The 9,404-nt window shown below is 74.8% G+C and carries 9 protein-coding genes and 2 rRNA genes; 4 read left to right on the forward strand and 7 right to left on the reverse strand.

From position 1 onward, the window contains the following. Positions 1 to 10: 10 nt before the first annotated feature. Positions 11 to 1,957, forward strand: coding sequence for a dipeptidyl-peptidase 5 (locus tag ACI79R_RS18160; protein WP_456575061.1), 1,947 nt, complete (start codon positions 11 to 13; stop codon positions 1,955 to 1,957). A gap of 77 nt (positions 1,958 to 2,034) precedes the next feature. Here ACI79R_RS18160 and ACI79R_RS18165 read toward each other — a convergent pair whose 3' ends face one another. Genes ACI79R_RS18165 through ACI79R_RS18180 form a run of 4 tightly spaced genes read right to left on the reverse strand, consistent with a single transcriptional unit; the run spans position 2,035 to position 5,978 of the window. Next, a complete protein-coding gene (locus ACI79R_RS18165; protein WP_456575062.1) occupies positions 2,035 to 3,729 on the reverse strand; it encodes a ribonuclease J in 1,695 nt (564 codons plus the stop codon). A gap of 10 nt (positions 3,730 to 3,739) precedes the next feature. Further along, entirely contained in the window at positions 3,740 to 4,636 is an 897-nt protein-coding gene (gene dapA, locus ACI79R_RS18170; protein ID WP_456575063.1) for a 4-hydroxy-tetrahydrodipicolinate synthase, read from the reverse strand. Between the two features lie 47 nt (positions 4,637 to 4,683). Then, positions 4,684 to 5,172 (reverse strand): dihydrofolate reductase, encoded by a 489-nt coding sequence (locus ACI79R_RS18175; RefSeq protein ID WP_456575064.1) that lies wholly within the window; start codon positions 5,170 to 5,172, stop codon positions 4,684 to 4,686. Continuing rightward, positions 5,169 to 5,978, reverse strand: coding sequence for a thymidylate synthase (locus ACI79R_RS18180; RefSeq protein ID WP_456575065.1), 810 nt, complete (start codon positions 5,976 to 5,978; stop codon positions 5,169 to 5,171). The genes ACI79R_RS18175 and ACI79R_RS18180 overlap by 4 nt, the downstream gene beginning before the upstream one ends. Before the next feature lie 44 nt (positions 5,979 to 6,022). Here ACI79R_RS18180 and ACI79R_RS18185 point away from each other — a divergent pair, with 44 nt between their 5' ends. After that, the gene (locus ACI79R_RS18185) at positions 6,023 to 6,439 is read left to right on the forward strand and encodes a DUF1232 domain-containing protein (RefSeq protein WP_456575066.1); all 417 of its coding nucleotides are present in this window, start codon (positions 6,023 to 6,025) and stop codon (positions 6,437 to 6,439) included. Here the strand turns inward: ACI79R_RS18185 and ACI79R_RS18190 are convergent. Beyond that, the gene (locus tag ACI79R_RS18190) at positions 6,416 to 7,654 is read right to left on the reverse strand and encodes a winged helix-turn-helix domain-containing protein (protein ID WP_456575067.1); all 1,239 of its coding nucleotides are present in this window, start codon (positions 7,652 to 7,654) and stop codon (positions 6,416 to 6,418) included. The two genes, ACI79R_RS18185 and ACI79R_RS18190, sit on opposite strands and share 24 nt — an antisense overlap. Before the next feature lie 62 nt (positions 7,655 to 7,716). Here ACI79R_RS18190 and ACI79R_RS18195 point away from each other — a divergent pair, with 62 nt between their 5' ends. Next, positions 7,717 to 8,289 (forward strand): N-acetyltransferase family protein, encoded by a 573-nt coding sequence (locus tag ACI79R_RS18195; protein ID WP_456575068.1) that lies wholly within the window; start codon positions 7,717 to 7,719, stop codon positions 8,287 to 8,289. Continuing rightward, positions 8,286 to 8,948, forward strand: coding sequence for a DUF2461 domain-containing protein (locus ACI79R_RS18200; protein WP_456575069.1), 663 nt, complete (start codon positions 8,286 to 8,288; stop codon positions 8,946 to 8,948). Before ACI79R_RS18195 ends, ACI79R_RS18200 begins: the two co-directional genes overlap by 4 nt. Before the next feature lie 116 nt (positions 8,949 to 9,064). Here the strand turns inward: ACI79R_RS18200 and rrf are convergent. Further along, a 5S ribosomal RNA gene (gene rrf / locus ACI79R_RS18205) occupies positions 9,065 to 9,181 on the reverse strand. A 138-nt stretch (positions 9,182 to 9,319) separates the two neighbouring features. After that, positions 9,320 to 9,404, reverse strand: a 23S ribosomal RNA gene (locus tag ACI79R_RS18210); the annotation flags it as partial.

The following is a 9,404-nucleotide window of genomic DNA, read 5'->3' on the forward strand; positions in this document are numbered from 1 at the left end:
CGGTCGGCTCATGACCTCCGCTCCCACCCCCTACGGCAGCTGGCCCACCCCGATCACCTCCGCGCTCGTGGTGCGCGCCGCGGCCCGCCTCGGCGAGGTCGTCGTCGACGGCGGCGACGTCTGGTGGTCGGAGGTCCGGCCCGGGGAGGGCGGCCGCTCGGCACTGGTCCGGCGGTCGGCCGACGGCACGGTGGCCGACGTCCTCCCGGAGCCGTGGAACGCCCGCACCCGGGTGCACGAGTACGGCGGCGGCGCGTGGACGGTATCCGGCGGGGTGCTGTGGTTCACCGGGTTCGCCGACCAGCGGCTGTACCGGCTGGCGCCGGGCGACGACGCCCCGGTCGCGGTGACGCCGGAGCCGGAGGTGCCCGCGGGCGTGCGGCACGCCGACCTGCGGGTGCTGCCCGACGGATCGGGCGTGGTCGCCGTCCGCGAGACGCACACGGCCAGCGGCGCCGCCGCCGAGGTGCGCAACGAGGTGGTGCGGGTGGCGGCCGACGGCCGCACCGAGGTGCTGGTGAGCGGACCGGACTTCGTCTCCGACCCGCGCCCCTCCCCCGACGGCCGGTCGCTGGCCTGGCTGCAGTGGGACCACCCCGACATGCCGTGGGACGCCGCGCAGCTCGTGGTGCGCGGTCCCGACGGCGGCGAGACGGTGGTGGCCGGCGGCGCCGGCGAGTCGGTGGTCCAGCCGGTGTGGGACGCCGACGGCGGCCTGCTGTTCTTCTCCGACCGCACCGACGTGTGGGCGCTGTACCGCTGGCGGCCGGGCGGGGCGGTCGAGCTGGTCGCCGACGTGGGCCGGGACATGGCCGGCCCGCAGTGGGTGTTCGGCGCCAGCCGGCTCGCGCTGCTCGACGGCGGCCGGCTGGCGATCGCCTGCGGCCGGGAGGGCGCCGACCGGCTGGGCGTGGTCGAGCCCTCCGGCGCGCTGCGGGAGGTCGACCTGCCCGGCTGGTCGGCGCTGCGCTCGCTCTCGGCCGACGGCGGGGCGGTGGTGTGCGTCGCGGCCGGCCCTGCGGCCGAGCCCGTGGTGCTGCGGGTGCCCCTGACCGGGGAGCCCGAGGTGCTGCGCCCGGCCCGCGACCTGGGGCTGGACCCGGCGTGGTTCTCCCGCCCGGAGCACGTGACGTTCCCGACCGAGGACGCCGGCACCGGCATCGGGGAGGCGCACGCGCTGGTCTATCCGCCGACCAATCCGGAGGCGGCCGCGCCGGAGGGCACGCTGCCGCCGCTGCTCGTGGTCGTCCACGGCGGGCCCACGGCGGCCGCCGTCCCGGTGCTGAGCCTGGACGTGCAGTACTGGACCTCGCGCGGCTTCTGCGTCGCCGACGTCGACTACCGGGGCTCGACCGGCTACGGCCGCCGCTACCGGGAGGCGCTCAAGGGCCGCTGGGGCGTGGTCGACCTCGACGACGTCATCGCCTGCGCCCGCTTCCTCGCCGACTCCGGGCGGGTCGACCCGGGGCGCATGGCCATCCGCGGCGGCTCGGCCGGCGGGTACACCACGCTCGCGGCGCTGGCGATGCGGCCGGGCACCTTCTCCGCCGGCGCCAGCCACTTCGGGGTCGCCGACCTCGCCGCGCTGGCCGCCGACACGCACAAGTTCGAGTCGCGGTACCTCGACGGGCTGGTCGCGCCCTGGCCGGCCGGCGCCGAGGTCTACGCCGAGCGCTCGCCGCTGTCGCACGTCGACGCGCTCGACACCCCGCTGGCGGTGTTCCAGGGCGAGGAGGACCGGATCGTGCCGCAGGAGCAGGCCGAGGCGATCGTCGCCGCGCTGCGCGAGCGCGGCGTCCCCCACGCCTACCTGCTGTTCCCCGGGGAGCAGCACGGCTTCCGCAAGGCGGAGAACATCCGGGCGGCACTGGACGGCGAGCTGTCGTTCTACGCCCAGGTGTGGGGCTTCGCGCTCCCCGCCGACGAGGGGATCACCCCGATACACGTCGTGAGATGACCGCTCGACGCGCCCCGCGGTCGGCCCCGCTGCAGGGGCCCGCGCCGAGCGTGCGAGGCGTGGGGGGCAGCGGGGTCCTATACCTCGAGGACGGTGGGGATGATCATCGGCCGGCGCCGGTAGGTGTCGGACACCCACTTGCCGACCGTCCGCCGGATCACCTGCGACAGCCGGTGGGCGTCGACCTCGCCGTCGTCCAGGGCGCGCTTGAGGTTGTCCTCGACCAGCCGCAGCGCGGGCTGGAAGACCGACGGGTCGTCGGCGAAGCCGCGGGCCGAGAGGTGCACCGGGCGCACGATGGTGCGGGTCGAGGGCTCGATGACGACGGTGAGGGCGACGAACCCCTCGTCGCCGAGGATGCGCCGCTCCTGCAGCGACTCCTCGCCGACGTCGCCGACGTTGAGCCCGTCGACGTAGACGTTGCCGATCGGCACCGAGCCGGTGATCGACGCCTTGCCGTCGACGAGGTCGACCACGACGCCGTCCTCGGCGAGGATCACGCGGTCGGCCGGCATGCCGGTCTGCTCGGCCAGCGCGGCGTGCGCGCGCAGGTGCCGCCACTCGCCGTGCACCGGCATCAGGTACCGCGGCTTGGCGACGTTGAGCAGCGTGCGCAGCTCGCCGGCCGGCGCGTGCCCGGAGACGTGCACCTTCGCCGTCTCCTTGTGCACGACCGTGGCACCCAGCCGGGCCAGGCCGTTGATGACCTTGTAGACGGCGGTCTCGTTGCCCGGCACCAGCGACGACGCCAGCACGATCGTGTCGCCGGCCTCGATGGTCACCTGGTGGTGCTCGCCGCGGGCCATGCGCCCGAGCGCCGACAGCGGCTCGCCCTGGGAGCCGGTGCTGACCAGCACCACCTGCTCCGGCGGCATCGAGGTGGCCTCGTCGAGGCTGACCATGAGGCCGGGGGCGACCCGCAGGAGGCCGAGGTCGCGGGCCACGCCCATGTTGCGGACCATCGACCGGCCCACGAAGGCGACCTTGCGGCCGTGCATGGCCGCCGCGTCGAGCACCTGCTGGATGCGGTGCACGTGGCTGGCGAAGCTCGAGACGATCAGCCGCTGCGTGGCGCGGCGGAAGACGTCCTCGAGGACCGGGCCGATCGCCCGCTCGGAGGTGACGAACCCGGGGATCTCGGCGTTCGTGGAGTCGGCCAGCAGCAGGTCGATGCCCTCGAGACCGAGCCGGGCGAACGCGCCGAGGTCGGTGAGGACGCCGTCCAGCGGCAGCTGGTCCATCTTGAAGTCACCGGTGTGCACCAGCGTGCCGGCCGGGGTGTGCACCGCGACGGCGAGCGCGTCGGGGATCGAGTGGTTCACCGAGATGAACTCGCAGTGGAACGGGCCGGCGACGTGGTCGTCGTTGGCCGCCACCTCGACCAGCACGGGGTCGATCCGGTGCTCCCGCAGCTTGGCCTTGACCAGCGCGAGGGTGAACCGCGACCCGACGAGCGGGATGTCGCGGCGCATCCGCAGCAGGTAGGGGATGGCGCCGATGTGGTCCTCGTGCCCGTGGGTGAGGACGACGGCGTCGATGTCGTCGAGGCGGTGCTCGATGACCCCGAAGTCGGGGAGGATCAGGTCGACGCCGGGCTGCTCGGCCTCGGGGAAGAGCACTCCGCAGTCGATGACCAGCAGGCGGCCGTCGAACTCCAGCACGGCCATGTTGCGGCCGATCTCGCCGAGACCGCCGAGGGCGATCACGCGGAGGCCGCCGGCCGGCAGCGGCGGGGGCGCCTTGAGGTCCAGGTGGGGCTGGGTGGCGGTCACGGGGTGGTGCTCACAGGGTCACGCCTCCGTCGGCGAGGTCGGTGCGCAGCCGGGTCAGCTGCTCGGGGGTGGCGTCGACCAGCGGGGGCCGCACCGGGCCGGCCGGCAGGCCGAGCTCGCGCAGTGCCGCCTTCACCAGGATGACGCCCTGGGTGCGGAAGATGCCGGTGTAGACGGGGAGCAGGCTCTGGTTGACCGCCCGGGCGCGGGCGAGGTCGCCGGACTCGACGGCGGCGACGAGCTCGGCCAGCCGCGGGCCGACCAGGTGGCCGACGACGCTGACCACGCCGACCGCCCCGAGCGCCAGCAGCGGAAGGTTCAGCATGTCCTCGCCGCTGTAGTACGCCAGGTCGGTGCGCGCCAGCGTCCACGCGACCGCGCCGAGGTCGCCCTTGGCGTCCTTCACCGCGACGATCCGCGGGTGCTCGGCGGCGCGGACCAGCGTCTCCACCTCGATGGGGACGACGCTGCGCGGCGGGATGTCGTAGAGCATCACCGGCAGGTCGGTGGCGTCGGCGACCGCGGTGAAGTGCCGCAGCAGGCCCGCCTGCGGCGGCTTGTTGTAGTACGGCGTCACGACCATGAGGCCGTGGGCGCCCAGGCGCTCGGCGTCCCGGGCCTTCTCGATGGAGTGCGCGGTGTCGTTGGTGCCCACCCCGGCCACGACGACGGCCCGGTCGCCGACGGCGTCGAGCACCGCCTCGAGGACGGCGCGCTGCTCGGCGTCGCGCAGGGTCGGCGACTCGCCCGTCGTCCCGGCGACCACGAGGCCGTCGTGCGCACCCCGGTCGACCAGGTGCGCGGCCAGCTCCTGCGCCCCGGCGAGGTCGATCGAGCCGTCCTCGGCCAGCGGGGTGACCATCGCGGTGAGCACACGCCCGAAGGGCCGGGCGGGGTCGCTGGTCATGGGGAGAATCTACCCAGCGCGGCGGGAGCCCTCCCCCGCGGTCGCGGTCAGCGCAGCCAGTCGGTGAACGCGTACCGCAGCCCGCCCGCGGCCGAGGCGGCCCAGCCCTCGGCCGGCGTCCGCGCCACCCGGCGCCAGCCGGCTCCGAGCTCGGGGGCCCGGGTGTCGCCGTCGACGACGAGGTCCACCTCGGTGACCGCCGCCCGGCCGGCGTGCGGCAGGAACTCCGCGTAGACCCGGCCGCCGCCGATCACCCAGCAGTCGGGCCACCGGGCCAGCACCTCGGCCACCGAGCCGGCCCGCACCGCGCCGTCGGCCGACCACCCCGGTCGGCCGGTGAGGACGACGTTGGTGCGCCCGGGGAGGGGCCGGAAGCGCTCGGGCAGCGACTCCCAGGTGCGCCGGCCCATCACGACGGGGCTGCCGCGGGTCAGCTCGCGGAAGTGCCGCAGGTCCTCGGGCAGGTGCCAGGGCAGGGCGCCGTCGGCACCGATGACCCGGTCGGCGGCCTGCGCCCAGACCAGCGAGACCGTCACACGGCCACCGCGCCGCGGATGGCCGGGTGCGGGTCGTAGCCGGACAGGGTGAAGGACTCGAAGGTGTAGTCGAACAGCGACGGGGCCGGCGCGAGCTCCAGCGTCGGGAACGGCCGCACCTCCCGGCCGAGCTGCTCGGTGACCTGCTCGCGGTGGTTGCTGTAGATGTGGCAGTCCCCGCCCACCCAGATGAAGTCACCCGGGGCCAGGCCCACCTGGTCGGCGACCATGCGGGTGAGCAGCGCGTAGCTGGCGATGTTGAACGGCACGCCGAGGAACATGTCGGCGCTGCGCTGGTAGAGCTGGCAGGACAGCCGGCCGTCGGCGACGGCGAACTGGAACAGGGCGTGGCAGGGCGCCAGCGCCATGTCGGGCAGCGCGGCGACGTTCCAGGCCGAGACCACCATGCGGCGGGAATCGGGGTCGGTGCGCAGCGTCTGCAGCACCGACGAGATCTGGTCGATCGTCTCGCCGCCCGGAGTCGGCCAGGAGCGCCACTGGACGCCGTACACCGGGCCGAGCTCGCCGTCGGGACCGGCCCACTCGTCCCAGATGGTCACGCCGTTGTCGCGCAGCCAGCCGACGTTGCTGTCCCCGCGGAGGAACCACAGCAGCTCGACGGCGACGGAGCGGAAGTGCACCTTCTTCGTCGTGATCAGCGGAAAGCGCTCGGAGAGGTCGTAGCGCAGCCGCTCGCCGAACAGGCTGACGGTGCCGGTGCCCGTCCGGTCGGACTTCGGCGTCCCCTGCTCCAGGATCCGCCGGAGCAGGTCCTCGTACTGGGTGTCGATCGGTCCCTCGGCCACGCCCCGACCCTACGTGCCCGCCGGCACCGCCCACACTGACCGACATGGAGTGGTGGGCCACGCTGCTGGCCGTCGGCGGCGGGCTGGTGCTGGTGTGGCTGGTGCTGCTGGCCCTGCTCTGGCGGGTGCGCCCCGGCGAGCTGACCGTGCGCGAGGCGCTGCGGCTGCTGCCCGACCTGGTGCGGCTGGTCCGGCGGCTGGCCACCGACCGCTCGCTGCCCCGCGGCGTCCGGGTGCGGCTGTGGCTGCTGCTGGGCTACCTGCTCTCCCCCGTGGACCTCGTGCCCGACGTGGTGCCGGTGCTGGGGTATGCCGACGACGTGGTGGTGGTCGCCGTCGCGCTGCGGTCGGTCGTGCGGCGGGCCGGGACCGAGGCGGTCGCGCGGGCCTGGCCGGGCAGCCCGGCCGGCCTGGCGGTGGTGCTCCGGCTGGCCGGCTCACGCGCCGACGTCGGCCCCTGACCGGGCGCGGACGGCGCGGGCGAGGTCGGCGGCGAGGTCGCCCCGGTCGGCCACGGCGACGTCGTCCAGCTCCAGCCAGCCGGCCATCAGCTCGAGTTCGGCGGCGAGCTCGGTCGCCACCTCCCCCGCGTCGATGCCCGCCTCGCCGTGCACCGCCTGCACGCGGAGGACGCCGGCCTGGCGGTCGGCCTTGAGGTCGGCGCGGGCCACCAGGCGGTCGCCGAGGAGGAACGGCAGCACGTAGTAGCCGTGCACCCGCTGGGCGGCGGGCGTGTAGATCTCCAGCCGGTAGCGGAAGCCGAAGATCCGCTCCACCCGCGGCCGCTCCCAGACCAGGGAGTCGAACGGGCTCAGCAGCGCCCGGGCCCGGACCCACCGGGGACGGCGCGCGGCCGGGTCGAGCCACGCGGGAGCACCCCAGCCGTCGACGGTGACCGGGAGCAGCTCACCGGCGTCGGCCAGCTCGGCGATCGCCGTCCGGGCGGCCGCAGGTCGTAGCCGGAAGTAGTCGCGCAGGTCCCGCTCGGTGGCCACGCCGAGCGCGCGGGCCGCGGTGCGCACCAGCTCGCGGACGGCGTCGTCCGGCTCGGGCGTGGGGGTGGCCAGCACCGCGGCCGGCAGCACCCGCTCGGTGAGGTCGTAGACCCGCTCGAAGGCCGTCGTCCGGGACCGGGCGGTGAGGACGCCGCTGTAGAACAGCCACTCGAGGGCCACCTTGCCGGCGTGCCAGTTCCACATCGAGCCGGGTCGGTCGGGCCGGGGCTCGAGCAGCTCGCTGGCCCGCAGCGGCCCGCCCTCGCGGACGCGGTCGAGCACCTCGGCCACGTAGCCCGGCCGCTCCCGCTGGATGCGCACCATGGAGCCCCACGCGTGCTCCTCGGCCGCGGCCATGCGCCAGCGCAGGTACGGGTGCAGCCGCACCGGCAGGTAGGACGCCTCGTGCGCCCAGTACTCGAAGACCTCGTGCCGGCGGTCGGTGAAGTCGTCGAGTGCGGTCCGGCGGTAGGCGCCGAGCCGGCTGAAGAAGGGGAGGTAGTGCGACCGGGACAGCACGTTGACCGAGTCGATCTGGACGACGGCGAGCCGGCCCACGGTCCGGCGCAGCTGCCGGCTGTCGACGTCCCCACCCGGTCGGGGGTCGGCGAGGCCCTGGGCGGCGAGCGCGATGCGGCGGGCCAGCGGCGCGGGCAGCCGGTCGGCGACGGAAGGGGTCACGGCCGCCGATCCTGCCGGGTGCGTACGACGACCGCGGCGCGGCGCCGCCTACGCTGCCGGTCGTGGACCCGACTCCCGCGTTCCCCCGGCTGACCGGGAACGCCGCGGTGTCGGTCCGCCCGGCCCGCGCCGACGACGCACCGGCCATCGCGCGGGTCCAGGTGGTCACCTGGCGGACGGCGTACCGGTCGGTCCTGCCCGTCGACCTGCTGGACGGGTGGGACGACGCCGCGGCCACCGAGGCCTGGCGCTCGGCCGTGGTGGCGCCGCCGTCGCCAGGGCACGGGGTGCTCGTCGCGGTGGACGGCGACGAGGTGGTCGGCTTCGCCGCCTACGGGCCCGATCCCGAGGACGCCGCGGGCGCCACGGTGGAGCTGGGCACCCTGCTGGTGGAACCGCGGTGGGGACGCCGCGGACACGGCAGCCGACTGCTGGCCGCGGTCGCGGACCTGGCCGTCCCGGCCGGCGCGACCGCGCTGTCGACCTGGCTCCCCGAGCCCGACGCGGTCTCGGCCCGCTTCCTGGAGTCGGCGGGATGGGCCCGCGCCGGGTGGGTGCGCACGCTGGAGACCGGTGCCGCGCCGCTGCGCGAGGTCCGCTGGCACACCGACCTGACGCAGGAGGCGCCGGCATGACGTTCACCGGGTTCCCCGACGAGGGACTCGTGTTCTTCGAGGGCCTGGAGGCCGACAACAGCAAGACCTACTGGATCCAGCACAAGCCGGTGTACGAGTCCGGCGTCCGCGCGCCGTTGCTCGCGCTGCTGGAGGAGGTGGCACCGGCCTTCGGCACCGCCAAGGTGTTCCGGCCCTACCGCGACGTCCGGTTCAGCCACGACAAGACGCCGTACAAGACGCACCAGGGCGCCGTCGTCCACGCCGAGGGCGCCGGTGCCGGTGCCTGGTACGTCGAGATCTCCGCCGACGGGCTCTTCGTGGCCGGCGGCTCCTGGCGGCTGGAGTCCGACCAGGTCGCCCGGTACCGGCGGGCGGTCGCCGACGACGTGCAGGGGCAGCGCCTGGCCGCCGAGACCGCCCGGTTGACCGACGCAGGATGGGAGATCGGCGGGAACCGCCTGACCCGCGTGCCGAGCGGCTTCCCCGCCGACGGCCCCCGGGCCGACCTGCTCCGGCACCGGTCGCTGACCGCCGGTCGCCGGTTCGAGCCGGGCGAGTGGCTGCACGAGCGGACGGCGCTGGACCGCGTGCGCCGGAGCTGGGAGGAGCTCCGCGGGCTCAACGCCTGGCTGGCCGACAACGTCGGCGCGACGACCAAGGAGCCCCGCCGGCGCTGATGTTCTGCCTTTCGCGCGCGAATGGCGGGAGGGGGTGCCGGTGTCGCGTCGGTTCTTGGGTGGGGAATGCCGAACGGGCCCCAGCCTGGTGGCTGGGGCCCGTTCGGGGAATGGTTGTCCGGCGGCGTCCTACTCTCCCACCCCGTCTCCAGGGCAGTACCATCGGCGCTGAGAGGCTTAGCTTCCGGGTTCGGAATGAGACCGGGCGTTTCCCTCTCGCCATGGCCGCCGTAACGCTGTGAACGTGTCAACCGGCCCCTACAACCACCACGCTGGGTGGGTGTGGGGGGTGGTTGTTGGTTCAGAACCGCACAGTGGACGCGACATCATTTTCTGGATCTGTTTGGGTGACCGACCCGGAATGGGTGTGTGTGGTCAAGCCCTCGGCCTATTAGTACCGGTCAGCTCCACATCTTGCGATGCTTCCACTTCCGGCCTATCAACCCGCTGGTCTGG

It is taken from the genome of Blastococcus sp. SYSU D00820, from assembly GCF_054050695.1.